Genomic DNA, 25117 nt, shown 5'->3' on the forward strand with positions numbered 1-25117 from the left:
CAATACGGGAGTCATCTATTAGCTGCTTAAATTATAGGTCTTTTTTTAAGACTGTCCATTTTGAAGGGCACAGTTCATGGAGTCGGGGGGTTTTTCAATAAAGTCATTTCGTATCAAGCTACTTCGCTTTTTCTTCAAGGAGCGAGGCAATGCCAACAATCACCTTTGTGGCCAGTACCATATTGTCGACGGAAATAAATTCATACTTGCCATGAAAGTTCTCGCCGCCCGTAAAAATGTTAGGTGTCGGCAATCCCATATACGATAATTGAGATCCATCAGTACCACCGCGTATAGGTGAGATTATCGGTTTTATACCGAGTTTCTCCATTGCTTCATGGGCAATATCCACGATTTCCTTCACGGGTTCAATTTTTTCCTTCATGTTGAAGTATTGGTCGTGTAATTCAAGTTGGATACGCTTTTGCCCATATTTTTCTTTTAGATCTTCGATGACTTTTGTCATATATTCCTTACGATCATTAAATTTTTGGCGGTTGAAATCCCTGATGATGTAAGAAAGCTTGGTCTCTTCCACATCACCGTGGAATGAAATCAGATGATAAAATCCTTCGTAACCCTCCGTATATTCCGGTGCTTCTGCCACTGGGAGCTTATTATGGAATTCCATGGCGATTTTAGCCGAGTTCACCATTTTTCCTTTAGCGGTACCAGGGTGAATATTCGTCCCTTTGATCAGGATTTTGGCCGATGCTGCATTGAAGCTCTCGTATTCAAGTTCCCCAAGCGGTCCACCGTCCACGGTATAGGCAAATTGGGCATTAAACGCATTTACATCAAACTTATGGGGTCCCCTGCCGATTTCCTCATCGGGAGTAAAGGCAACACGGATTTTTCCATGCTTGATTTCCGGATGCTGGATCAAATAATCCATGGCAGTCATGATTTCGGCAATGCCAGCCTTATTATCCGCTCCTAACAGGGTTGTACCATCCGTCGTTATCAAGGTATGCCCTTCATAATTCTTAAGCGAAGGGAAATCATCAGGTGAGAGGATGACATCCAATTTTTCATGTAAAGTAACATCTTTACCATCATAGTTGTCAACGATCTGCGGTTTTACATCTTTCCCAGTGAAATCCGTAGCTGTATCGATATGAGCCAAAAATCCAACTGTCGGGACATCCTTATCTGAATTGGCTGGCAAGGTAGCCATGACATAACCATTCTGATCCATTGTGACTTCCTTCATCCCAATTGATTGAAGTTCCTGGACCAATGTATTTGCCAAGGTTAACTGTCCGGGTGTAGAGGGGCATGAGGGATTTGCATCATTCGATTGGGTATCCACTTTAACATAAGAAGTGAATCTTTCAATGATTTCATTTTTCACGTTCCTTCAACTCCTTTTCCCTTATCTTACCATGATTGCTTCGAATGGAAAAATTATCTTTCCGTGGGTAACGATCCAATTGCATTGTGAAGGAATGATACTCCTGGGTTTTCAAGGGCGATGTCATCAGTAAAGAACAGCACATCTCCAAACGACATGCTGTTCCTTGCTATCTCATTTTAGAGTGGTGTCGTTTTAAGTGGTACATCATTTAATGCCCATACGGATACGCTTTTCCCATGAACGGGAAAGGTCGCGAAACCATCTGCTTCAATGATAATGTGGTCATCTCTATGATAGGTTAAATCACTCCAGGTTTCACCAGCTCGATGTTCACCGACGAACATCCTTTTTTCACTGTTGTGATCTCCATTTGAGATAATGACGGCACACCCCGAGCCTTCTAGCTCTTCAACTCCGTGCCGGACCCAGCCTATCGTATTTGGATCATCAAAGTAGTCGGTCTGTTCTCCGTAAGCTTTTTCATACCTGGCATATAGTAGGCGATCTAGAATATCCTTTTTTCCAGGTACCGGAGAAGGCCCGCCGATTCCATAATAGTCCCCGTAAAAGACACAGGGATAACCGCAAAGTCTAAGCAAGATAAGTGCATATGCCGATGGTTTAAACCAGTCCTTTACCCAAGACTCCAGTGATTCATGAGGTTGCGAGTCGTGGTTGTCGACAAAAGTGACGGCCTGTGCCGGATTGGTTTGGACGAGGGTATCATCAAAGATGGTTGAGAGGTCGAAGTCAGTTCCTGCTTTTGAAGCCTCGTGAAATTTATAATGCAGGGAAACATCGAACAAGTTGAGGTCATGATTGGTTTGATCTAAGTAAGTTTGACAAGCTTTAACATCCGCCTTCCAAAATTCGCCGACCATGAAGAAATGTTCCTTTGTATAAGGAATGAGTTCCTTTAGAAATTCGTTGATGAATTCATAATCAATATGTTTAACGGCGTCCAAACGAAAACCATCACACTTTAACGTATCAACCATCCATTTTCCCCAGCTAATCATTTCCTGACGAACTTCTGGCAGACTGTAATCGATGTTGGCAAACATTAAATAATCATAGTTGCCGAATTCATCGATGACATGCTTATTCCAATGCTTATTTTCCCCTGTAATCCGATAAACACCCATCTTGTCGTTTTTGGCATCATAGTCCGTACCATTAAAATGAGTATGGTTCCACTTAAAATCAGAGTATTGATTTTTACGGCCTGGAAAATCGAATGTTGTCCAGCCTTCAATTTCAAATGGTTCTGAGATATCTTCCATGCGGTTGTCCGGATTGACTTCAATGACTTCAAATTTTTCGGTTCCATCAGCTCCTGCTTTGTGGTTCATGACTAAATCGATATAAACGCAAAGTCCGTAGTTATGACAGGTGGCTATCGCTTGAAGCAATTCATCTTTTGTCCCGTATTTGGTACGAACGGTTCCTTTTTGGTCAAATTCCCCCAAATCGTATCCGTCATATATTCCATATCCATTATCCCCAATGGATTGCCCTTTGGTAACTGGCGGAAGCCAAACGCAATCAATTCCTGTATCCTTCAACTTGGAGGCTGCATACCTCAATCTGTCCCAATGAGAACCATCCGCCTCAAGATGCCACTCGAAAAATTGCATCATCGTATGATTTCTTTTCATCCGTTTCCCCCCTGACACCGACACGTTTTGACAAAATTGAAGCTGAACGATCGATAAAGTAATAGTGAAAATCTTTACCCTCTAATTTCAAATGATAAACAAGTAAACAATCCCTCTGAATAGAGGTTCATTTACCTCTCTATTTTACTATTTTATACCAAGTAAGGATATTTTATATTGATTAGCAGCTAAAAATTAATAAAAGGTGGCGGAATAATCCGGTTAAAGTATAAGGAAGGCGGAAAACGATATAGTTTAAGGTTTTGGTCTAAAGTCATCGGCGAAAGTAATGGAAGGCTTTACGCCAATTCAATAAAAAAGAATCCCTATTATTCTAAACTGGTAATAGTTGTTTAAAAAATATCATTTTAAAAGAACTTAGTACTTTCGCATATTCCATTATAGGACCCTTTATGGAATAACATGACTAACGTTAATAAATAACAATAATGTAAGGTGCTTTTTAAGTTGTGGTTACTGTCAAAAAGCCATTCCCGCCACCCCTCAAACCATTCTTTGGTGACTCCTCATTTTCATAATTTTCATCTTTACTTAGCTTAGAAACACAACTATATAAAACCTTAAGATTAATTTTCTGTTTAATGTATAAATAGGGATCAAGTCCCAATTTTAACCTTTTCATAATTTTATTGGAAATTACTAGAAGAAAAATGAGCGGATTTACTTATTGAGAATAATAATCATTATCAGTAGAATGAATTTCATGATAATGATAATTATTCTCAATTAATTTAATACATGGAGGCTCACTATGGTAACGAACATGCTTACAAAAAATGATCAATTACTGGAACAACAAAACACAAGGGAATCAAATGCCCGATCTTATCCTAGAAGATTACCCATGGCCATCGATCAAGCGGAGGGAATTTATTTAACGGACATGGACGGAAAAAGATATATTGATTTTCTTGCCGGCGCTGGAACATTAGCACTCGGACACAATCATCCGGCTGTGCTTGAAGCAATGGAAAAAGTTCTTAAGGATAAACGGCCTTTACATACATTGGACTTTACGACACCAATCAAGGAGCAGTTCGTTGATGAAATTTTTGAAAGCCTGCCTGAAGAATTCAGAAAAAACGCAAAAATTCAATTCTGTGGTCCTACTGGCGGAGATGCCATTGAGGCAGCACTTAAATTAGTTAAAACAGCCACAGGCAACAGAAGCATTTTATCCTTCCAAGGGGCTTACCACGGGGCAACCCATGCAACCATGTCAATCAGCGGTAATACAAAACCAAAGGAAAAAATACAAGGGTTGATGCCGGATGTACATTTCCTGCCGTATCCCTATCAATATCGCTGTCCCTTTGGAATTGGCGGAGAAGAGAGCCATAAAATCAGTAGTCAGTATATCGAAAATCTACTAAACGATCCTGAGTCCGGTTTATTGGCACCAGCAGGAATGATTTTAGAGGCAGTGCAAGGAGAGGGTGGTTCCATTCCCGCTCCAATTCCATGGCTTAAGGAAATCAGAAGAATAACAAAAGAGAAGGGAATTCCGCTAATTATCGACGAAGTTCAATCCGGTATCGGCCGGACAGGGAAAATGTTTGCCTTTGAACATGCAGGAATCATTCCGGATGTTCTGGTCTTATCAAAAGCAATAGGGGGGAGTCTTCCATTATCGGTTGTGATTTATAACAAAGAGTTGGACATATGGTCTCCAGGTGCACATATCGGTACGTTCCGTGGAAATCAATTGGCGATGGCAGCGGGAACAGCAACTTTAAAGTATATGAAAGAGACGAATCTTGTGGATCATGCCGCTAAAATGGGAGAAACCTTAAGTAATATTCTTAGAGATTTGCAAAAGGATTTTCAGCAAATCGGGGATGTTAGAGGCCGTGGATTAATGGTCGGTGTGGAAATGGTCAACCATAAAGAACCGCAAAATGCGAACGGAAGCCATCCAGCTGATTCGGAACTTGCCAGTGCCATTCAGCAGGAATGTTTTCAAAGAGGGTTGATTTTGGAAGTTGGCGGCAGACATGGAAGTGTAGTGAGGTTCTTGCCTCCATTGATCGTAACGGAATCCCAGCTTTATGAAGCCACTGCAATTTTTGAACAGGCTGTTCGTGCAGCTGTTGCTAGAGGGTGAATGATCAATGATCGAAATGATAACTAAAACTAAAACAAAAACTGATTTTGCCTATTCTCCATTATTTTTGAACAACGAAGAAGGTTTCAATAACTATAGCCAGTCATTAAAAATCATAGAAAAAAAGCTGACGAATTTTTTAAAGGGGAACAATCTGGCTTACTCTGGGAAAAAACCGAATGAAATAGAAGCAAGGTTAAACGAGGTGACCCTCGCTTCCTTAAAAGGGGAGACAATGGAAGCAGTAGCTGCTGAGCTTGCAGAGTTTGTTATTAATGACAGCATCAATGTACACAGCCCTACTTGTATCGGACATTTGCATTGCCCGACACTGATACCTGCAGTGGCTGCCGAAATGATTATCGGTACGTTGAATCAATCCATGGATTCATGGGACCAAAGCTCGACGGCAACCTTCGTTGAAGAGCATTTAATAGATTGGCTGTGCAGTCAGGTAGGGTTGCCTGAACAAGCGGATGGGATTTTCACAAGCGGTGGAACCCAATCTAATTATATGGGACTGCTATTGGCGAGGGACGCTTATTGTAAGCGTTACTGGGATGTGGATGTTCAACAGCATGGCTTGCCGGTCGAGGCGAAAAAATTGCGGATTTTATGCTCCGAGGCTGCCCACTTTACAGTTCGTAAATCAGCGGCACAGCTGGGGCTTGGAGAACAGGCAGTGATCACGGTTAAAACGGATTCAAATCATCGTATGTCTATGGGTGAATTAAACAACGAGTTACTGCTTTTAGAGGAACAGGGTTTACTTCCATTTGCTATCGTTGCTACTTGCGGAACGACGGATTTCGGTTCAATCGATCCATTACATGAAGTATCCCAAGCAGCAAGGAAGAATGGGATATGGCTGCATGTGGACGCTGCATATGGCGGCGCGATGATTTTAAGTAAGGATTACAAAGAGTTAATCAGCGGAATTGAACTGGCAGACTCGATTACGGTTGATTTTCACAAATTATTCTACCAACCCATCAGTTGTGGTGCATTTCTTGTCTCGGACACCAACTCATTTCAATATATCCAGCATCACGCCGATTACTTGAATCCACAGGAAGATGAAGCGGAGGGCATGGTTCACTTGGTCAATAAATCGGTGCAAACGACGAGAAGGTTCGATGCACTGAAACTTTGGATGTCATTGAAGGTTGTCGGACTGGATACCTTTGCCGAAATGATTGACTATACTTGTCACCTTGCACGTGAAGTGGCTGTGAAGATCGATCAAGCGGAAGGATTCAGTGTATTAAATAAAGACCCTGAATTGAATGCGGTTGTATTCCGTTATAATCCCGAGGGAGAAAGTGATCGGTTAGTAAATCTATTAAATAAACAGATTCAGCAAGAATTACTGAAAAGCGGACGGGCATTTTTAGCAAAAACGCGTTTTGACGGACAGGTGTATTTAAAAATGACACTATTGAATCCAATGACAAGGCTTGAACACATTGAGGGAATTTTAGACGAAATCCGAGTATTAGGTGAAATGTTCAAGATGATGGAGGAATGAAGATGAATGGTAAGCAGATAGCTGAAAGGGCGACGATGCAAAGCTTTTTGAATTGTTATTTCCGGGAAACTGGAAATTGCAGTTTGGAGGAAACGAAGAACTGGCCTGGTTTGGAGGGTTCCATTCCGGATTCATTATTAGTCAGTAATCTCTTATCCCAAGATATTGCATTGCTAGTTCCATTGAAATATTGGTCGGAAACGGGGCGTCATATTTTTACCTTCCCGGTTTACTACCAAAATGCATCCAAACAAGTACGTGAATTAGATTATGTGACGATGGTCTCGATTGTTTCTAAAGAATTATTGAATGAGCAGGGCAGGACGGATAGTGAAGATGAATTGATGCTGCGTGTCATCCTGAGCAGCCAAAATATCCAACGGTATGTGGAAGCAAGGACAGAAGACATTGATGCGCTTCAAAGTCCTGATTTTACCTTTATCGAAGCGGAGCAGTCGCTATTATTTGGGCACCTGTTCCATCCTACACCGAAAAGTAAGCAGGGCATTTCAGAAAAAGATGAATGGATCTATTCACCCGAATTAAAAGGTGAGTTTCAGCTGCACTACTTCCTGGCAGAGCCTTCGATCGTCATCCAAGATTCCAGTGAAGTCCGATCGGCAAGTGAAATCATTAAACAGGAACTAGCCGGTGACTTGGAGATTTCCAGTGAATTCCGTGACACGTATTGCCAAACGGAAAGCCGGTATAGCATTATCCCAGCACATCCGCTCCAGGCAAAAGTGCTTATCGAAAAAGAAGAAGTTAAAAGGCTTATCGAGCAAGGAACACTAATTTACGTGGGACCGCTTGGGAAAAAATTCACGGCTACCTCTTCTTTTAGAACGGTATATAGTGCCACATCGAGATATATGTACAAATTTTCCGTTCCGGTCAAAATCACGAATTCGTTACGTACAAATCTGCAAAAAGAACTTGATCGTGGTGTGGAAATCGCTAAATTAATCGATTCAAAAGTGGGAGACGTGCTAAAAGAACAGCATCCCTCCTTCCGTATTATTAAGGACCCTGCTTATCTAACGATCAAAACAACAGAACAAGAATCAGGATTCGATGTTGATATCCGGGAAAACCCTTTTTATGAAAACAATGAACAAGCAAGCCTGATTGCAGGCTTATGCCAGGATAATGCCTATGGTGCACCATCAAGGCTTGGAGCGATCATCCGCAAATTATCAGCTGATGAAAACCGCAGTACCGAAGAGGTAAGTAAGGATTGGTTCAAAACTTATCTTTCAATGACATTAAAACCGATGCTTTGGCTATTTGAAGTGTATGGAATCGTTTTAGAAGCCCATCAACAAAATTCCATCATTCAACTTCAAGATGGGTATCCATCCACTTTTTATTATCGCGATAATCAAGGGTATTACTATTGTGACTCCAAAGTAGACAGGCTGTTGAAGATCCTGCCTGAACTAAGTGAAAAAAGCTTCACGATTTGTTCTGATGAAGTCGCTGAAGAAAGACTGCAATACTATTTCTTTTTTAATCACTTATTAGGCTTGATCAATAATTTTGGTACGGAAGGATTAGTATCAGAGAAAACCCTGTTACAGCTCGTTCAGGAACAACTGGAAACAAGCAGCAGGGAAAGCGGAGATGAAGGGTTGAATCGAGTTGTTGCAAGGTTGCTTCATGCCCGGGAATTATCTTGTAAGGCTAATTTACTGACGCGGTTTCATGATATGGATGAGCTTGTTGGTTCACTTGAGACGCAATCCGTTTATACAACCATTGAAAATCCATTCGCGCAGGGGGTTTTAGCCGTCCATGAAAAATAGTTATGAAGAAATGCCGAAGGACTGTAATCAACAGCTTTCATTCGTCAAAGTTGAATTTGAGAGGGATTTAGATACACTGCATAAATGGATGCATGAAGATCATGTAATACCCTACTGGAATTTGAATTTCACAAAAGAAAAATTTGCTGTTCATTTGCAAAAGGCATTGGCTGATGCACACCAAACAATCTATTTAGGCTGCCTGGACTCAATCCCAATGAGCTATTGGGAATCGTATTGGGTAAAAGGCGATATCATCGAAGACTATTATCAGTCCGAAGAGGGAGATCAAGGCATTCATTTACTCATTGGTGATCCAGATTATCTTGGAAAAGGACTGGCTTTGCCGTTCTTACGTGCAATGGTGAAATACCAACTACTTACTGCTAGAACAAAAAAGGTGATGGCAGAACCGGATATCCGGAACGCAAAGATGATTCATCTATTTGAAAAGTGTGGGTTTACCCCAATTAAAGAAATTGAGCTCCCTGACAAAACAGCATTACTCATGGCATGTACACGGGAGAATTTCGAGAGGAAGTGGAAGTATGGAGAAGCAACAATCTATCTATGACCTGGTAGGGATAGGGATAGGTCCCTTTAATCTTGGACTTGCAGCCCTTTTGGAGAAAACCCCGGAGTTGAATGCCGTCTTTTTTGAGAAAAAGCAGGAATTCAATTGGCATGAAGGGATGCTGTTGGAGGGGACAACTCTGCAGGTACCGTTCTTTGCTGATCTAGTCAGCATGGCAGATGTGACAAGTCGATATAGTTACCTGAATTATTTACAGCAGCATGACCGGCTTTATCATTTCTACTTCCTTGAAAAATTCTTGATTCCACGAAAAGAATATAACGACTATTGCCGCTGGACTGCCAATCAACTTGATAGCTGCTGTTTTGGAAAAGCGGTGGAGGCGGTGGAGTATATAGGGAATCAAGATGAAACCTTCTATCAAATCAGTGTAAGGGATGAACAAACACAAAAGATCGAAGTCTATTATAGCCGCCATGTAGTCATGGGAATTGGAAGTGCCCCGACTGTACCGTCTGCATTTAGTCCATATAAAGGAGAGAGCATCCTTCATTCGGCCGATTATTTACGGAACAAAGAAAATGTCCTGAAGAAAAAATCCATCACGGTTGTCGGATCTGGACAGAGTGCGGCCGAGGTTTTTGAAGATCTTCTGAATGAGCAGGAGAAGCATGGTTACCAGCTAAACTGGTATACAAGGTCCAAAGGGTTTTTCCCTATGGAATATTCAAAACTTGGGTTGGAGTACTTCACTCCGGATTACCTTGATTTCTTTTATCGGCTGCCACAGGAAAAGAAGGATGACATTTTACCAAAACAAGACCTCTTGTATAAAGGAATCAGCGCGACAACAATTGCGGCGATTTTTGACAAGATGTATGAAAAATCGATTGGAAATGCAGAGCTTTCCATTGAACTTAGGGCGATGACGGAAGTTGCATCCGTAGAGCCAACTGAAAATGGCTGGACATTGAAATGTTCACAATGGGTGGAAGAAAGTGAATTTGATGTGGATACAGAGGCTGTTGTTTTTGGAACGGGCTATAAATCGACCGTTCCGGCATTTCTTGACACCATGGAAGAGCTTTTAATCCGCGATGATTTAGGCCGTCTTGCAATTACGAAAGACTATCGGGTTGGAACGACCATCCCTACAGCGAATCATCTTTTTATTCAAAATGGCGAGGTACATACGCATGGCGTGGGGGCACCTGATCTAGGATTAGGGGCATTCCGAAATTCCATTATTATCAATCAATTGGCAGGTAAAGAGGTTTATCCATCCGAGCCAAAGGGTGCTTTTCAGTCATTCCGTGTAAAATCACCAGTCATGGCTTACTAATAGAAAGAAAGGGGAGCAATATATGCAGTTCATGAATGAAGTGGAACAGGCGGTTTCTGAAAAAAATTGGTCGATAGTAAACCAAAACCTGCTGGCCAAGATGATTTCTGAGTATATGTATGAAGATATGATCCATCCAGCAGTATTGAAAGAAAATGAAGCAGGAAACCTATATGAGTTAAAGATTAATGAGGGGAAATCTTATCAATTTTTGGCTTCGCCCCGTCTTTTTGACAGCTATGAAGTACAGGCTGAGTCGATCCAGGTCTGCGAAATGGAAGGTTTTACACAAGCCAATGATGCTATTCAATTCATTTTAGACATTCAGCCGTTAATTGGGATGACTGCAGAAACAACAGGACATTTAATTAAAGAATTCCATCATACGCTGCTTGCGGACCTTCAATTGCTATCCAAACCTGAACAAGACGCGGATGATTTAGTCGAGCTGGACTATGCGTTACTTGAAGGAGAAATGAGCGGTCACCCTTGGATCGCTTATAACAAGGGAAGAATCGGTTTCGGTTTTGATGATTACTTGAAGTTTGCTCCAGAAAACCAGAAGGAAGTTCAGTTATCATGGATTGCGGTCCATAAAACGAGGGGTGAGTTCAATTCCATCGAAACGTTGTCCTATAAGCAATTGATGGAGAATGAACTAGATGAGGAAACCCAAAAATCATTTGTAAAAAGATTGACAGAGAAAGGGCTGAAGGCAGAAAACTATTACTACCTCCCAGTCCATGAATGGCAGTGGAAGAATGTAATCATCCAGAATTTTACCGATGACTTGGCTAAAGGGCTGATTGTAGCTTTAGGAAATGGTCCTGATGAGTATCTGCCGCAACAATCCATCCGGACATTTGTTAATGTATCGAATAAGAATAAACACCACGTCAAGCTGCCAATGAGCATTTTAAATACGCTAGTCTACCGTGGATTACCAGCTGAACGCACAGTCATTGCGCCAAAAATCACAGAGTATATAAAGAACATTTATGAAAATGATTCATTCTTGAAAGAACAATGCAAAGTGGTGCTTCCTGGTGAAGTGGCCAGTTTAAATGTTGATCACCCGTATTATTCCAAGCTAGAGAATGTACCCTATCAATATTTAGAGATGCTGGGCGGTATTTGGAGAGAAAGCATTTACAGTTATATGGAAGAGGGCGAAAAGCCCATTACGCTTGCGTCCCTTTTACATGTGGACAGCAAAGGGAAACCATATGTGGAAAGCCTTATTGAAAAATCGGGATTGACTGCAGAAGCCTGGACAGCTCAATTATTCGACGTCATTCTATCACCATTATTACATTTTATCTATCAATATGGATTGGTATTCTCGCCGCATGGCCAAAATACCATTTTAGTCTTGAAGGATTACAAGCCTCACCGTTTGGCCATCAAGGATTTTGTAGATGATGTAAACGTCAGTGATCAGCCGCTTCCTGAATTAAGCAGCCTTCCTGATGATTTAAGGAAAGTACTAAGAAGTGAGACTCCCGAGGGGCTGGTTCAATTCATTTTCACGGGACTATTCATCTGTCATTTCCGATACTTGTCAACACTTCTGATGAAAAGGTCCCTTTTGGATGAGAATGCCTTTTGGGAATGTATCGCTCAAACAATCCATACACATCAGAAAAAATTCCCTATGCTACAGGATCGTTTCGATACATTCAATTTCTTTGCGCCAAAATTGACAAAACTATGCCTGAATAGAAATCGGATGCTTCAATATGGTTATAGCGATGGTGAAGACCGTCCGCATGCATCTGAGTTTGGGCATGTGAATAATGCACTTTTTGAAAAGTTACCTGCAAAAACGCTTTAAAGTTAAGCTTGCTCAGACTTTTGAGCCAGTTTCAGACAGTAGACAAACCCGAGGAAAATCGAGTTTGTCTACTGTTTTTTATAGCTTTTACAATTTGACCGTTGATTTCCGCTCCTGTTACTCGCTTTCCGCGAGCGGTCAGCCCTCGGCTTACGCCTACGGGGTCTCCCTAGACGCGCTTTTCCCGAAGGAGTCTCGTACACCCGTTCCAATCAATTTTGTTAAAAAGTTTATAGAGCGATAATAGCAAACAAAAAGATTGTGTTATCCTCTTTGGTTCAAACTCCCTAAAAATTATCTTTGGAATAGGACTTGCCGTTCATATAAATTGGTGATAAGCTATTGTGTAAACGGTTACATAGGAGTATTGAGGTGGATATATTGGCAACTATTCGGGATGTTGCAAAGGAAGCTGGGGTTTCTGTTGCTACGGTTTCTAGAGTGATGAATGGCAGTGGTTATGCACATGAGGACACAAAAAAGGTGGTCATGGCGGCTGTTGAAAAGTTAAACTATAAACCGAATGAAGTGGCAAGATCCCTCTACAAACGTAAATCCAAATTGATTGGTTTAATCTTGCCGGACATTACGAATCCCTTCTTTCCAGAAATGGCAAGAGGTGTCGAGGATTATCTGCAGCAATTTGGATATCGATTAATCTTTGGAAATAGCGATGAAAAGAGAGATAAAGAAATAGAATATATTGACACTTTTCTACAGAATAATGTAGTGGGCATGATTGCTTCCACTAGTGAAGAAGCAAATGAAAACTTCGATAACCTGGATATTCCAGTAGTCCTTCTCGACCGTACAGCAGAGAAATTACCAGCCGTTTATTCCGATCAAAAGACAGGCGGTAAGCTGGCAGCACGCGTATTGCTGGATAGAGGCAGTACGAATATTGTCCTCATTAGGGGGCCAGTCGAAATAAAGCCTGTATATGAACGATATAAGGCTGCATTGGAGGAATTGGAACAAGCGGAAGTGAACGTGCAAGTCATGGATTCAACTCTGACCCTTCAGGGCGGCCAAATTTGTGTGGGACAGCTGTTCGAGCAATATCCGGAAACGGATGGAATCATAGCTTGTAATGATATCGTTGCAGCTGCCGCACTTCAGGAGATTTTAAAACGGGGAATACGGATTCCGGAAGACATACAATTGATCGGCTATGATGATATCGCTTTTACATCGTTATTGCACCCACCATTATCGACAATAAGGCAGCCAGCCTATGAGATGGGGGCACAAGCGGCGGAAATGCTCATTAAAAGGATCAATCAGGAAAAATTGGAAGTAACGCACAAAAAGCTCCCTGTTTCTTTTGTGGAGAGACAAACAACGAGAAGGAAGGCGGAGAAGACATGATTAGAATTACAGTAGTGGGAAGTTCCTCAATGGACTTAGTGGTGACATCAGCAAAGCGGCCAATGGCCGGGGAAACGGTTTTAGGAGAGTCTTTTATAACGGTTCCTGGAGGGAAAGGAGCCAATCAGGCTGTGGCAGCGGCCCGTCTTGGTGCACAAGTATCGATGGTTGGATGTGTAGGTGATGATGTCTATGGAGAGATCATATTAGATAACCTGAAAAAAAATCATGTAAACACAGAGTATGTGGAACCGGTTACAGGTTCCGCTTCCGGGACAGCACACATCACCCTTTCAGAAGGTGATAACAGCATTATTGTCGTAAAAGGTGCAAATGATTTCATTACTCCTGAATATGTAAAAAAGGCGAAAAAGGTCATTCAGGAATCGGATATCGTGCTGGTTCAGCAGGAAATACCTGAAGAAACGGTGGAATATCTAGCTGAATTGTGCAACACGCTTCATAAGAAATTACTTTTGAACCCAGCTCCCGCCCGCAAGCTAAGCGATGCTGTCATTCAACAGGCATCCTTCCTTACACCGAATGAGCATGAATTCGAAATACTATTCAATGGGAGAGATCGAACGAAAGTCTTGACTGAGTATCCAAATAAATTATTCATTACAGAAGGAAAAAATGGTGTCCGATATTTTGACGGGCATAAAGAAAAGGTTGTTCCAAGCTTTGCAGTGGAAGCGGTGGACACAACAGGGGCAGGGGATACATTCAATGCTGCTTTTGCGGTGGGTGTTGCGGAAGGAAAAAGTTTTGACGAATGTTTGTTATTCGCGAACCGGGCAGCTTCCATTTCCGTGACGAAGTTAGGTGCTCAAGGTGGCATGCCGCAAAGGAAAGAAGTCGAAAGGGGCTTAGCATGAAACGTCAAGGAATCATCAATAGTTCAATAGCCAAGGTCCTAGCAGACCTTGGTCATACAGATTATATTGTCGTAGGTGATGCCGGGCTGCCGGTGCCAGTGGGAGTTTGCAAGATAGATTTGGCATTGACGACTGGAACACCATCATTTCAAGATGTCGTTCGAGCCGTTCACGAAGATATGGTTATTGAAAAAGTTATCGCTGCCACTGAAGTGAAGGATAAAAATCCAGAACAGCATCAATATATGGAGCAGCAATTCGGAGATGCGATTGAATATGTTTCGCATGAGGATTTTAAAACACTCCTTTTTTTGGGATCAATGGTTCATTTATTGGCATTAAATTAGTTTATGCCGATGTGGTGGGCTAACAATGTAAAAATCATATTAACCAGTTGAATAAGCAGAATATCAATCTAGCCCATGAAATCATGCTACATAATTTAACATTCGCTCCTATAAGGATACCTGTAAAATTATGTAATCACTCTTTTGCCAAAAATAAGACGGCCCATATTGGGACTGTCTCCTATTTTTAACTTATTATTAAAGTATGCCTTGAGTCAGCATAGCATCTGCTACTTTAAGGAATCCCGCAATATTGGCTCCGACAACTAAGTTGCCAGGTACACCATATGCTTCTGCTGCTTCTACACTGTTTTTATAAATATTTTTCATGATACCGTGTAGTTTCGTATCGACTTCTTCAAATGTCCAAGGCATTCTAGCACTGTTTTGGGCCATTTCAAGTGCAGAAACGGCAACACCACCTGCGTTGGCGGCTTTGGCTGGTCCGAATAGGATACCATTATTAAGGAATACGTCAATAGCCTCAAGAGTTGATGGCATGTTAGCACCTTCGCCGATTGCTTTCACGTTGTTTTTAACAAGCAATTTTGCTGCTTCTTCATCAATTTCATTTTGTGTTGCACAAGGAAGGGCGATATCGCATGGTACAGACCAAATTCCATAGCTTCCTTCATTGTACTCAGCTTCGGGATGAGCATCGACATACTCGCTCAAACGCTTTCTTTCTATTTCTTTTAAACGTTTAACGGTATCCAGGTTCAGACCATTTTTGTCATAAATATAGCCATTAGAGTCGCTACATGCAACAACTTTAGCACCCAGCTGTGTAGCTTTTTCAATGGCATAAATGGATACATTGCCAGATCCGGAAATAACAACTGTGCTGCCATTGAATTGTAAACCTTTGTCTTTTAGCATTTCTTCGACAAAGTAAACTGTTCCGTATCCAGTCGCTTCTGTACGGGCTAAGCTTCCGCCGTAACTTATGCCTTTACCAGTTAAAATACCTGCATGGTAGCTGCCTTGAATCTTTTTATACTGACCGAATAGATAACCGATTTCTCTAGCCCCTACCCCGATATCCCCTGCCGGTACGTCTGTATCCGGACCGATATAGCGAGCCAGTTCTGACATGAAGCTTTGGCAAAAACGCATGATTTCAGCGTCTGATTTTCCTTTTGGATCGAAGTCAGATCCGCCTTTTCCACCGCCAATTGGCTGTCCTGTAAGAGAATTTTTAAAGATTTGCTCGAAACCGAGGAACTTGATAATACTGGAGTTTACTGTCGGGTGAAAACGTAGACCGCCTTTAAATGGCCCAATGGCACTGTTGAATTGCACGCGGAATCCACGGTTGACTTGTACATTTCCTAAGTCATCAACCCAAGAGACACGAAAGGTAATCATTCTTTCTGGCTCAACGAGTCTTTCTAAAATCCCACTTTTCATATAAATAGGGTGTTTTGAAAATACTGGCACTAATGAAAGGAATATTTCTTTTACGGCTTGATGGAATTCATTCTCGTGAGGATTACGCTCCTTTACCTGTGCGTATACTTGACTTACAAACTCTTTGGCGACCTGTATTTCCTCTTGCTCAACTTCATGTGACGTTGTCATTACCTTTTCTCCCCTTTTTTGGTAGCATGAAAATATATTTGAATATATATATACGTTTTTATGTGATACTTTAATGATATAATTCAAATTTGAAAGAAACAATCTGAATATTAGATAAATAACATGCCGTTTTGATATGAAAGAAGGAGCTTACATTGGAATTAAGACAAATCGAATATTTCATTGAAGTCGCAAAGCGTGAACATATGACGGAAGCAGCAGTGGCTTTGCATGTTGCCCAGTCTGCAGTAAGTCGTCAAATTTATAATTTAGAAGAGGAATTAGGTGTGCCTTTATTTATCCGCGAAGGCCGGAAGATTAAGCTGACACCTATAGGACATACATTTTTAGCGAATATGGAACAAGCTATGGATATAATTGATCGTTCAAAGCGTGAGCTTGCTGAGAGCTTAAATCCGGAAAAAGGGACAATTCGTATTGGCTTTCCAAGTAGTTTAGCTTCTTATATATTGCCAAAGGTTATTTCTGATTTCAGAGAGATTTACCCGCTAGCGAAGTTCACTTTGAAACAAGGCTCATATCGCTACCTGATCGATTCTGTTATAAAAGGAAATATTAACATGGCCTTAATTGGACCTCTACCGGCGAACGAAAAGAAAATTCACGGAGAAACTCTATTTATTGAGAACTTGGTCGCTCTTTTGTCAGAAAGTCATCCTTTGGCCTTGAAGAAGTCATTAAACTTAAATGAACTTCAAGGAAATCCGTTCATCGTATATCCTAAGGGGTATGTTTTACGTGATATTGTTATGAAGGCATGTAAACTGCACGGTTTCGAGCCAGAAGTTGCATTTGAAGGAAAAGATACTGATGCTATTAAAGGTCTAGTGGCAGCAGGACTTGGCGTAACCTTAATACCAGAAATCTCACTGATTGACAGCTTACCTCGTTTTACAGTTAGACTGCCGTTGGATGAACCATCCGTAACTAGGGCTGTAGGTGTTATTATTCCAACTGAAAGGGAGTTAATGCCAACGGAGAAACTATTTTATCGATTCCTGAGAGACACTTTTGCAACTTTGGAAGGTTTTCAATAGAAGAGAATTTAAAAGCTGGGGATTCTTTATGAAAGATCTCATTTATACCATAGTATAGAGGCGAATCCAATTTAAATGGATTCTCTTTTTTTTATAAAAAGAGGAATAATTTGTAGTTGTAAATGCTAAAAACCTATATTGGAATAATGTATTAGCTATTCCGGCTTAAAACCAGAATTTTAGAGTGTTTTAGTAATAAAAGGATTAATTTATATTAAAATAATACAATATTGGACCTAACTGTATGAAAATGTGATATATACCCCCTTTTGTAAGCGTTATTATTTTATTAGAATAAAAACACTTCTTACATTATCAGAAAATTCATGTTATTATACGAACAGACATTATAGGTAGCGGCGAAATAGATGAGTATTTAATAATATGAATTACTTCATATTATTATTCTCTTATTATGTTAGTGGGATTAATTTTGTGGAATTGTTTGAGCCTTGCTTGTGAACTTAGTAACAAGACACTAAAGTAAAAAAACTGGTGTACCCTTCCAAATAATAGGTTTTTTGTTAAGTTGAATATTCTGATAATTTATAAGGAGTGGAGATAAAGTGAGCAGGAAAGAATACATCAGCGATCGAATGTACAAGGCTTCAACAGGGATAGCCAACGCAGTTTTGGTAACATTAGGAATCGGGTTATTGTTTGAATCGATAGGGGGATATTTAGATTGGGAGGTCCTCCTGGCAATAGGGGGTGCCGCAAAGGTCTTGCTAGCCCCAGCTTTAGGAGCAGGTATCGCCTATCAGCTTGGAGGTAATTCATTAATTATCTTTAGCGCCATGGCCTCAAGTGCAGTTGGCGGTGCTGCCATCAACAGAACTGCTGAGGGTGCCTTCACGATTGTTACGGGTCAGCCACTAAGTGCCGTTCTGGCAGCCTTAATTGCAACTTATGTAGGTAAGCGCCTAATAGGCAAAACAAAGTTGGATATCATGGCCATCCCATTGGCTGCTGTTCTTGTCGGTGGGGTTTCTGGATATGGTCTAGCACTTGTTACGACACCGTTCCTGACATGGTTAAGCAGTCAAATTACAGCTCAGGTTGAAGGTTCTCCATTAATTGGTTCCATGGTCATTGCATTGGTATGGAGCATTTTATTGATGACACCGGCTTCTTCCGCTGCTCTTGCTATTGCCCTACAGTTAGATCCTGTTTCAAGCGCGGCTGCTTTAATCGGATGTACCGTTCAATTTGTTGGATTCACTGTCATGTCTTATAAAGATAATGATATGGGTGGATTCCTTGCACAGATGGTGGTTACGCCGAAAGTTCAATTTCCTAACTTAATCAAAAAACCATTATATGTCGTCCCGCCATTTGTAGCGGCAATCATTTGTGCTCCTATCGCTACGTTGGCATTCGATTTCCAAGTACCGTATGAGCTTGGGGGGATGGGCTTAAGTTCATTGATTGCCCCGATTGCTATCATTACGGGTCAAGGGTTGTACACGTTCCTGGTTTATGTGGCAGTGGGCATGGTCTTGCCAGCTGTGATCACCCTTGCCTTACATCGAGTATTGAAGATGATGGGTAAAGTAAAACCGGGAGATCTTCATTTAGAAGTATCATAATCAAAGATTTTGGAGAAACGAGCCTTGTGACGGAACCAGGCTCGTTTTTATTTATAAAGGGATTAGGGTAAAATGGGGAAGAAAGCAATTGCAAAGATGGGATGATATATATGGGAAAAGAAATAGATATAAAAGTGAAAGCTAAGTTCGTAAGTAAAATCGGCAAGGGCTTTCCCTTGATTGTTAAAGAGTCGATAGCCAACCATAATGACCTTCAGGAAGAGGGATCTTTAGTGCGTTTGGTGGATGAGAATAACCGTTTTCTAGCAAAAGGTTATTATGGTAAACAAAACAAAGGCTATGGCTGGGTATTGACCCGAAGAGAAAATGAAAAAATTGATCAAACCTTTTTTAATGGCAAAATCCGAGCGGCATATGAATTCCGAAAGTCTTTTTTTGAAGATACGGAGACTACAGCGTTCCGCTTGTTTAATGGGGAAGGTGATGGAATTGGCGGTTTAATCATCGATCATTATGATGGTCATTATGTCATTAGCTGGTACAGCAAAGGGATTTATTCATTTAAAGACTATATCATTAAGGCACTGCAGAATACGGTCGAGGTAAAGTCGCTTTATCAGAAGAAACGATTTGATACGAAGGGGCAATATGTAGAAGAAGACGACTTTGTCATGGGTGAACAGCCGGCATTTCCGCTTCTTGTAAAGGAGAATGGAGTTCATTTCGCTGTCTATCTGAATGATGGGGCAATGGTCGGTGTCTTCCTTGATCAACGCGATGTCAGAAGGAAAATCCGGGATGAATACGCAAAAGGGAAAACTGTGTTGAATATGTTCTCCTACACTGGGGCATTTTCCGTGTTTGCCGCTTTAGGCGGTGCCGTTAAAACAACTAGTGTCGACCTGGCGAATCGCAGTTTACCAAAGACGATCGAGCAGTTCAGTGTGAATGGAATAGATCCTGAAGCTCAAAATATCGTGGTGATGGACGTATTTAAGTATTTTAAATATGCAGTGAAGAAGGCTTTGAAATTTGAAATGGTCATCCTCGATCCACCCAGCTTTGCCAAGTCAAAGAAGTTTACTTTCAGCGCCGGAAAAGACTATACGAATCTATTGAAGGATACCATTTCCATTACGGAAGACAATGGCATCATTATCGCATCAACTAATTGCAGTACGTTTGACATGAAGAAATTCAAGAGCTTCATTGATGCTGCCTTCAGGGAGATGAATGGGAAATATGAGCTCATGGAAGAATTCTCATTGCCGGCTGATTTTAAAACAAGTACGGAATATAAGGAAGGAAATTATTTAAAAGTAGTCTTCATTAAAAAAATTAAAGGATAAGGAAAGGCGTCCACAGTTCCATTAGAGCTGTGAATGCCTTTTTTTCATGAGAATGTTTCATGTGGAACGAACGGATATTCGGATTCACTGGATAGGCAGCCCTTTCGATAAATGGAAAGAAGGCTTCATACGAATGCTGTAAGCCATGAAAAACTGAGCTGCATAGTAGGTGAGCATGATCAACGGACCAGAAAAGGCAACATCATCGATAAATTTGTTCCAAGATAAAATGGAGTCCGAGATCACGAACAGGACCCCGCCGATGATTGCCGCGGCATTTCCGGTCATAAATGCCGCCCAGCACATGAGGGAGATGACCGTTACATAACAGATTACAGGGATGATGAGGCTATTTTCACCTTTTTCAATTAAAGAAAGTACAATTTCACGACCAATCCAAGTGGAGTAAACACAAATTGGGAAAATCGTCGCGAATCGAAGCCATGAAAAGCTCCATAGTTTAAAGAAAGCGGAAATATAGAAAAGGTGGCCGATCAAGAAGGCGGAAAGCCCGATGACGAACCAGATTAACAATCCATCTCCAAGCATGCAACAGAATAAACCAAGAAGTATTAAGGATTTGTATCGATCCTGCCTTCGCCCTGTTGCGCCGGCATAGAGTAAAATCAATAACATGGGAACGATCTTGAAGATGATTTTTATGGATAAAGGCTCTTCCGGTATCAAGTAAATATATAATAATCCCGTGAAAAGGATGGCAGCAGGTAAGCATTTCATTAACATTTAATTCCCTCCTTCAATCTTTAATTCTATGTGAGGGTAAGGAACCCCTTGTCATTTAAAAAAGGTTTGAAGGAAATTCGTGAAAATGAAAAAACTGACTCCTGGTTAACCAGGAGTCAGTTCTTATATCTTAAAATCATACCGCCGAATTTTCTTTAATGAATGCTCGTTTCAACCAGTTTTTCCCTTCAACAAGCCGCGTGACAAGCATGGCACAAACCGTGTTTCCTGTTGAGTTAAGCAGTGTAGCAGGAGCATCGATAATCGTGGATATAACCGCAATGATCGGCAGAACTTCAACAGGAAAGCCGAATACACTAAGAATCAGCATTTCCCCAATCATGCCGCCCCCAGGAATGGCGCCCATGACGGCTCCAACCAAAAAGGCAACAGCAAGTATACTTAAAATGCTTGAAATGCTTGTCATATCCTTTCCAAATAAGCTGAATAGGAAAACGATTTTCAATACCCCTCCGAATACAGAACCATCTTTATGAGTGTTGGCTCCGAGTGGGATGACAGTCTCCGCTATATCCCTTGGCACGCCCATTTTCTTGACCGATTCCAGATTGACTGGAATGGACGCGGCACTGGAACAAGTTGCGATGGCTGTAATGGAAGGTGCCAGGGCATTTTTCCAAAATAGGTTAACTCCATCTTTCCCACCTGCGATAAAGGCATACAAAGTGAAGAAGCCAAAATAATAAATCAAAGCTAAAACTAGATAAAGAATGAAAGTGCGAGCATAGCCTTCTAAAATCTGCGGCCCAAGCTGCCCGATGATCGCAGCAAAATAAGCACCAAGTCCAATTGGAGCATAGTACATGACGATTTTAACGACTTTCATCATGACAGCTGTACCCGCTGTCAAAAACTCAGTAATCGGTCTTGCCTTCTCACCGACCAATGCAGTGGAAAGTCCGATTAATACTGAGAAAACGATAAGCTGAAGCATATTGCTTCTGGATAACAGTTCTGGGAAATCAGATACGGTTACTGTGTTGACCAGTTGACTGAAGAAAGAAACTTTCTCGATGTGCTCTTCAGAGGAACTGTTTTCCATCAGTTCTTTAATGGCTGTCGTATCTGTGCCTTCCAAGGGATTGATGATGGTTGTCCCAATAAACCCAATGACGGCAGCTAAAGCGGCAGTTGTCAGGAAGACGACAACGATACTGCCCATGATTTTCCCGAGACGCTTCATTCCGCTCATATTGGCAATCGCTGAAGCAATGCTGAAAAATACCAATGGCACGATGATCGTAAACATAAGATTTAGAAATAAGTCCCCTAGCGGCTGTATGACCGAGGTTTTCTCACCGAAAACGACGCCCGCTATCCCACCGATAATAATGGCAGTGAGCAGTATTAAGGAGGATCGATAGTTTTTGATAAAACTCTTCATAAAAATTCCGTCCTTTCAGGATGAAGATACAATAAAAATATACTTCATTATCAACTCTAAGATGATGTTTGACAATATATTTTTATAGGAAGGAATGTTAAAAGATGAAACGCAATAAATAATAGGGAATGGATTTGAAAATATCGTGAAGGAGGGATGGAATGGCATTTATTGAGGTGGAAGAAGGCGTTCGGTTGTTTTATGAAGAAAAGGGCCAGGGGAGACCAATTATTTTTATCCATGGTGTGTGGATGAGCAGCCGGTTCTTTAGAAGGCAAGTTCCGTACTTTTCAGAAAAGTATAGAACGATCTTACTTGATTTAAGAAGCCATGGCCAGTCAAATCATGTTCATTACGGGAATACAGTCTCCGCTTATGCAAAAGATCTTCATGCGTTCATTGGTAAACTGGGATTACAGGATGTCATACTCGTAGGCTGGTCCATGGGGGCTTTTGTCGTCTGGGATTATCTCAAGCAATTCGGTGAGGGAAATATTCATTCAACTGTGATTGTCGATGAATTGGCCTCTGATTTTAAGTGGCCCGACTTTAATATTGGCGCATTTGATATGGACACGTTGATTGCCTTCATGACTGAAATTCAAACGAACCGTTCCCCATTTTTACAAAGCTTCCTTGCCTCCATGTTTAAAAATGAATTATCTGTAGCGGATGCAAGCTGGATGCTCGGGGAAGTGACCAAAATGCCAGAATCCATTGCCAGTGCCATTCTATTTGATCAATCGATTGTCGACTATCGTGAATTCTTGCCAAAAATCAATGTTCCCACACTTCTCTGTTTTGGAAGGCTTGAAAAAGTCATCCCGGTAGCTGCAGGGGAACATTTGCATAAAAACATTCCGAATTCCGAACTAGTAATCTTTGAAGATAGTTGCCATTGTCCATTCATTGAAGAAAGCGACTTGTTTAATGAAACCGTAGATGGCTTTATACAAAAAGGAGTGTAAAGGTACAGGATATATTGGATGATGACAGTATATTATAAAGGGATGCAGGCCTCGTGCCTGCATTCATTTTTCATTATAAATACTTCACTTACTATTGTATTTTTCTATTAACCAAGCGGTTTCAGCAAGAAATAAAGGGAATAATGGTACTAAGGTTGTATGTACCGCAATTAGATGGTGTTGATAAATTAAATAGGTATATTTTTATATCCTTTTCAGAGGAATTGGGCTATTATGAGGTGGATTTAAACTGGTAAGATCGTTTATCTGTTATTACGCAGAAAGTGATGGAGAGGATAAAATGGAAGATCAGTTACCGTACAATGAAATTATAGATGTATGTTTACTAGCGGGAAAAATCATGCTTCAGAACGGAGCGGAAACATCAAGGGTGGAAGATACGATGGTTAGAATTGCTGCAGCGTATGGATGCGGTGACTCCCACAGTTTTTCAACCCCCACAGGAATTATTTTTTCGCTGGATGGAATGTACCCAGCCTCCAAATTAATTCGAGTTTCCCAACGATCTACAGATTTACATAAGGTAACGCTTGTTAACAGTATATCCCGAAGCATTTCCAGCAAGGAAATGTCACCAGAGGAAGCCTATTTACGGTTAAAGGAAATCGAAAAGGCTGGGATGGGGTATCCCATGTGGGGTCAGGTTTTTGCTGCATTTATAGCGAGCGGCTGTTTTTTAATCATGTTCCAAGGACAGTGGAATGATTTCATCTGGTCCTGTATAGCTGGAGGAATGGGGTTCTCTTGCCTGCTTTATTTGCACTGGTTACTGGAAGTTCGTTTTTTTGCTGAATTTATAGCTTCTTTAGTTGTAGGTTTAGTGGCTATGTTCTTTGTCCATATTGGGGTTGGAAGTCATTTGGACACGATAATCATTGGAGCGGTGATGCCGCTTGTGCCAGGGCTGTTAATTACTAATGCAGCCAGGGATTTAATTGCAGGGCATTTAGTTTCGGGTCTATCCAAGGGTGCGGATGCAGGTTTGACTGCATTAGCCATTGGGGCAGGAATATCGGCTGCGTTTGTTTTCTTATGATTTTAGAGGGGGAAGAATGATGTTTGCACAGCTTATTACAAGTTTCATTGCCTCAGCCGCCTTTGGAGTGATCTTCAATGTACCGAAAAATTCATTGTTTCAATGTGGTTGCGTAGGGATGTTAGGGTGGGTCTTATACTTCTTTTTGGTTAAAAATGAGATAAACAGCATCATGGCAACATTAGCGGCTGCATTTATCGTTGCGGTTATCAGCCAGTATTTTGCTAAAAGGTATAAAACCCCGATCACGATTTTTAATGTATCGGGAATCATCCCCCTCGTGCCAGGAGGCTTGTCATATGATGCGATGAAGCATTTTGTCGTAAATGATTTTAATGTCGCCGTTCAATTGGCCGCCAAGGCTTTCATGCTGGCTGGTGCGATAGCAATGGGGCTGATCTTTGCAGAAGTCATGAACCAGCTAGTAACGAAATACAATAGAAGGAAGATAAGATTGAGAAGTTAGATGAATTGTAAAGGAATCCACTTTTATTTTCCTTACTGATTTTGAAAATTTTCAACCTAAATAAAAGAGAAAGGAGAATAGGTGAATGCACATAACCCTGTCAAGTAGACAATAAAAAAAGAGTATTTCAAGCTGCGGCCTTTTCTCGATATTCAATCGGGG

Annotated in this window: 20 protein-coding genes; 15 read left to right on the top strand and 5 right to left on the bottom strand. The window is 41.1% G+C overall.

Translation table 11 applies throughout. The features are described 5' to 3' along the window. Positions 1–118 precede the first annotated feature (118 nt). Positions 119–1354 (bottom strand): peptidase T, encoded by a 1236-nt coding sequence (gene pepT, locus SB775_RS24875; protein ID WP_089363714.1) that lies wholly within the window; start codon positions 1352–1354, stop codon positions 119–121. 179 nt (positions 1355–1533) lie between these two features. Further along, positions 1534–3015: an alpha-amylase gene (locus SB775_RS24880; RefSeq protein WP_410863809.1), complete on the bottom strand. Its 1482-nt coding sequence runs from the start codon at positions 3013–3015 to the stop codon at positions 1534–1536. A gap of 772 nt (positions 3016–3787) precedes the next feature. On the opposite strand from SB775_RS24880, the gene SB775_RS24885 reads away from it, so the two are divergent. The 9 genes from SB775_RS24885 (at position 3788) to rbsD (ending at position 14777) form a co-directional block, all read left to right on the top strand. Further along, positions 3788–5140 (top strand): aspartate aminotransferase family protein, encoded by a 1353-nt coding sequence (locus SB775_RS24885; protein ID WP_410863810.1) that lies wholly within the window; start codon positions 3788–3790, stop codon positions 5138–5140. A 7-nt stretch (positions 5141–5147) separates the two neighbouring features. Then, positions 5148–6668 (top strand): pyridoxal phosphate-dependent decarboxylase family protein, encoded by a 1521-nt coding sequence (locus SB775_RS24890; protein WP_410863811.1) that lies wholly within the window; start codon positions 5148–5150, stop codon positions 6666–6668. A 2-nt stretch (positions 6669–6670) separates the two neighbouring features. Then, on the top strand, positions 6671–8473 hold the full coding sequence (locus SB775_RS24895) for an IucA/IucC family protein (RefSeq protein ID WP_410863813.1): 1803 nt from the start codon (positions 6671–6673) through the stop codon (positions 8471–8473). Next, positions 8463–9047 carry a GNAT family N-acetyltransferase gene (locus SB775_RS24900; protein ID WP_410863814.1) on the top strand — a complete coding sequence of 195 codons (585 nt, stop codon included), beginning with the start codon at positions 8463–8465 and terminating at the stop codon, positions 9045–9047. The genes SB775_RS24895 and SB775_RS24900 overlap by 11 nt, the downstream gene beginning before the upstream one ends. Beyond that, positions 9022–10350, top strand: coding sequence for a lysine N(6)-hydroxylase/L-ornithine N(5)-oxygenase family protein (locus tag SB775_RS24905; RefSeq protein WP_410863816.1), 1329 nt, complete (start codon positions 9022–9024; stop codon positions 10348–10350). Before SB775_RS24900 ends, SB775_RS24905 begins: the two co-directional genes overlap by 26 nt. A gap of 22 nt (positions 10351–10372) precedes the next feature. Further along, the gene (locus tag SB775_RS24910; RefSeq protein ID WP_410863818.1) at positions 10373–12184 is read left to right on the top strand and encodes an IucA/IucC family protein; all 1812 of its coding nucleotides are present in this window, start codon (positions 10373–10375) and stop codon (positions 12182–12184) included. 381 nt (positions 12185–12565) lie between these two features. Further along, complete coding sequence (locus SB775_RS24915; protein ID WP_089363720.1) at positions 12566–13552, top strand: LacI family DNA-binding transcriptional regulator; 987 nt, start codon at positions 12566–12568, stop codon at positions 13550–13552. Continuing rightward, positions 13549–14430 carry a ribokinase gene (rbsK, locus tag SB775_RS24920; protein WP_410863820.1) on the top strand — a complete coding sequence of 294 codons (882 nt, stop codon included), beginning with the start codon at positions 13549–13551 and terminating at the stop codon, positions 14428–14430. Before SB775_RS24915 ends, rbsK begins: the two co-directional genes overlap by 4 nt. Beyond that, positions 14427–14777, top strand: coding sequence for a D-ribose pyranase (gene rbsD, locus SB775_RS24925; protein ID WP_318681551.1), 351 nt, complete (start codon positions 14427–14429; stop codon positions 14775–14777). The genes rbsK and rbsD overlap by 4 nt, the downstream gene beginning before the upstream one ends. Before the next feature lie 198 nt (positions 14778–14975). Here the strand turns inward: rbsD and gdhA are convergent, their stop codons facing one another. Beyond that, complete coding sequence (gene gdhA, locus SB775_RS24930; protein WP_410863822.1) at positions 14976–16358, bottom strand: NADP-specific glutamate dehydrogenase; 1383 nt, start codon at positions 16356–16358, stop codon at positions 14976–14978. A gap of 155 nt (positions 16359–16513) precedes the next feature. Between gdhA and gltC the strand changes: the two genes are divergently transcribed. From gltC to SB775_RS24945, 3 genes are all read left to right on the top strand, one after another. Then, positions 16514–17416, top strand: a complete 903-nt coding sequence (gene gltC / locus SB775_RS24935; RefSeq protein ID WP_410863824.1) for a glutamate biosynthesis transcriptional regulator GltC — start codon at positions 16514–16516, stop codon at positions 17414–17416. A 596-nt stretch (positions 17417–18012) separates the two neighbouring features. After that, positions 18013–19005, top strand: coding sequence for a PTS sugar transporter subunit IIC (locus SB775_RS24940; RefSeq protein WP_089363738.1), 993 nt, complete (start codon positions 18013–18015; stop codon positions 19003–19005). 110 nt (positions 19006–19115) lie between these two features. Next, a complete protein-coding gene (locus tag SB775_RS24945; protein WP_410863825.1) occupies positions 19116–20315 on the top strand; it encodes a class I SAM-dependent rRNA methyltransferase in 1200 nt (399 codons plus the stop codon). Between the two features lie 84 nt (positions 20316–20399). Here the strand turns inward: SB775_RS24945 and SB775_RS24950 are convergent, their stop codons facing one another. Then, entirely contained in the window at positions 20400–21059 is a 660-nt protein-coding gene (locus SB775_RS24950) for a lysoplasmalogenase (protein ID WP_410863827.1), read from the bottom strand. Positions 21060–21195: 136 nt separating this feature from the next. Beyond that, positions 21196–22464 carry a dicarboxylate/amino acid:cation symporter gene (locus SB775_RS24955; protein WP_410863829.1) on the bottom strand — a complete coding sequence of 423 codons (1269 nt, stop codon included), beginning with the start codon at positions 22462–22464 and terminating at the stop codon, positions 21196–21198. A gap of 161 nt (positions 22465–22625) precedes the next feature. Here SB775_RS24955 and SB775_RS24960 point away from each other — a divergent pair, with 161 nt between their 5' ends. From SB775_RS24960 to SB775_RS24970, 3 genes are all read left to right on the top strand, one after another. Continuing rightward, the gene (locus SB775_RS24960; protein WP_089363730.1) at positions 22626–23432 is read left to right on the top strand and encodes an alpha/beta fold hydrolase; all 807 of its coding nucleotides are present in this window, start codon (positions 22626–22628) and stop codon (positions 23430–23432) included. A 301-nt stretch (positions 23433–23733) separates the two neighbouring features. Further along, positions 23734–24489, top strand: coding sequence for a threonine/serine exporter family protein (locus SB775_RS24965; protein WP_410863831.1), 756 nt, complete (start codon positions 23734–23736; stop codon positions 24487–24489). Positions 24490–24505: 16 nt separating this feature from the next. Beyond that, on the top strand, positions 24506–24955 hold the full coding sequence (locus SB775_RS24970) for a threonine/serine exporter family protein (protein ID WP_176431972.1): 450 nt from the start codon (positions 24506–24508) through the stop codon (positions 24953–24955). Positions 24956–25117: the final 162 nt, after the last annotated feature.

The sequence above is a fragment of the Peribacillus sp. SIMBA_075 genome, from assembly GCF_046534585.1.

Bases quoted from the DNA above. Each gene is read 5' to 3' on its own strand.
- SB775_RS24880 (WP_410863809.1), bottom strand. From the start codon at position 3,015: ATGAAAAGAAATCATACGATGATGCAATTTTTCGAGTGGCATCTTGAG.
- SB775_RS24885 (WP_410863810.1), top strand. From the start codon at position 3,788: ATGGTAACGAACATGCTTACAAAAAATGATCAATTACTGGAACAACAA.
- SB775_RS24890 (WP_410863811.1), top strand. From the start codon at position 5,148: ATGATCGAAATGATAACTAAAACTAAAACAAAAACTGATTTTGCCTAT.
- SB775_RS24895 (WP_410863813.1), top strand. From the start codon at position 6,671: ATGAATGGTAAGCAGATAGCTGAAAGGGCGACGATGCAAAGCTTTTTG.
- SB775_RS24900 (WP_410863814.1), top strand. From the start codon at position 8,463: ATGAAAAATAGTTATGAAGAAATGCCGAAGGACTGTAATCAACAGCTT.
- SB775_RS24905 (WP_410863816.1), top strand. From the start codon at position 9,022: ATGGAGAAGCAACAATCTATCTATGACCTGGTAGGGATAGGGATAGGT.
- SB775_RS24910 (WP_410863818.1), top strand. From the start codon at position 10,373: ATGCAGTTCATGAATGAAGTGGAACAGGCGGTTTCTGAAAAAAATTGG.
- rbsK (WP_410863820.1), top strand. From the start codon at position 13,549: ATGATTAGAATTACAGTAGTGGGAAGTTCCTCAATGGACTTAGTGGTG.
- rbsD (WP_318681551.1), top strand. From the start codon at position 14,427: ATGAAACGTCAAGGAATCATCAATAGTTCAATAGCCAAGGTCCTAGCA.
- gdhA (WP_410863822.1), bottom strand. From the start codon at position 16,358: ATGACAACGTCACATGAAGTTGAGCAAGAGGAAATACAGGTCGCCAAA.
- SB775_RS24940 (WP_089363738.1), top strand. From the start codon at position 18,013: ATGTACAAGGCTTCAACAGGGATAGCCAACGCAGTTTTGGTAACATTA.
- SB775_RS24945 (WP_410863825.1), top strand. From the start codon at position 19,116: ATGGGAAAAGAAATAGATATAAAAGTGAAAGCTAAGTTCGTAAGTAAA.
- SB775_RS24950 (WP_410863827.1), bottom strand. From the start codon at position 21,059: ATGTTAATGAAATGCTTACCTGCTGCCATCCTTTTCACGGGATTATTA.
- SB775_RS24955 (WP_410863829.1), bottom strand. From the start codon at position 22,464: ATGAAGAGTTTTATCAAAAACTATCGATCCTCCTTAATACTGCTCACT.
- SB775_RS24960 (WP_089363730.1), top strand. From the start codon at position 22,626: ATGGCATTTATTGAGGTGGAAGAAGGCGTTCGGTTGTTTTATGAAGAA.
- SB775_RS24965 (WP_410863831.1), top strand. From the start codon at position 23,734: ATGGAAGATCAGTTACCGTACAATGAAATTATAGATGTATGTTTACTA.
- SB775_RS24970 (WP_176431972.1), top strand. From the start codon at position 24,506: ATGATGTTTGCACAGCTTATTACAAGTTTCATTGCCTCAGCCGCCTTT.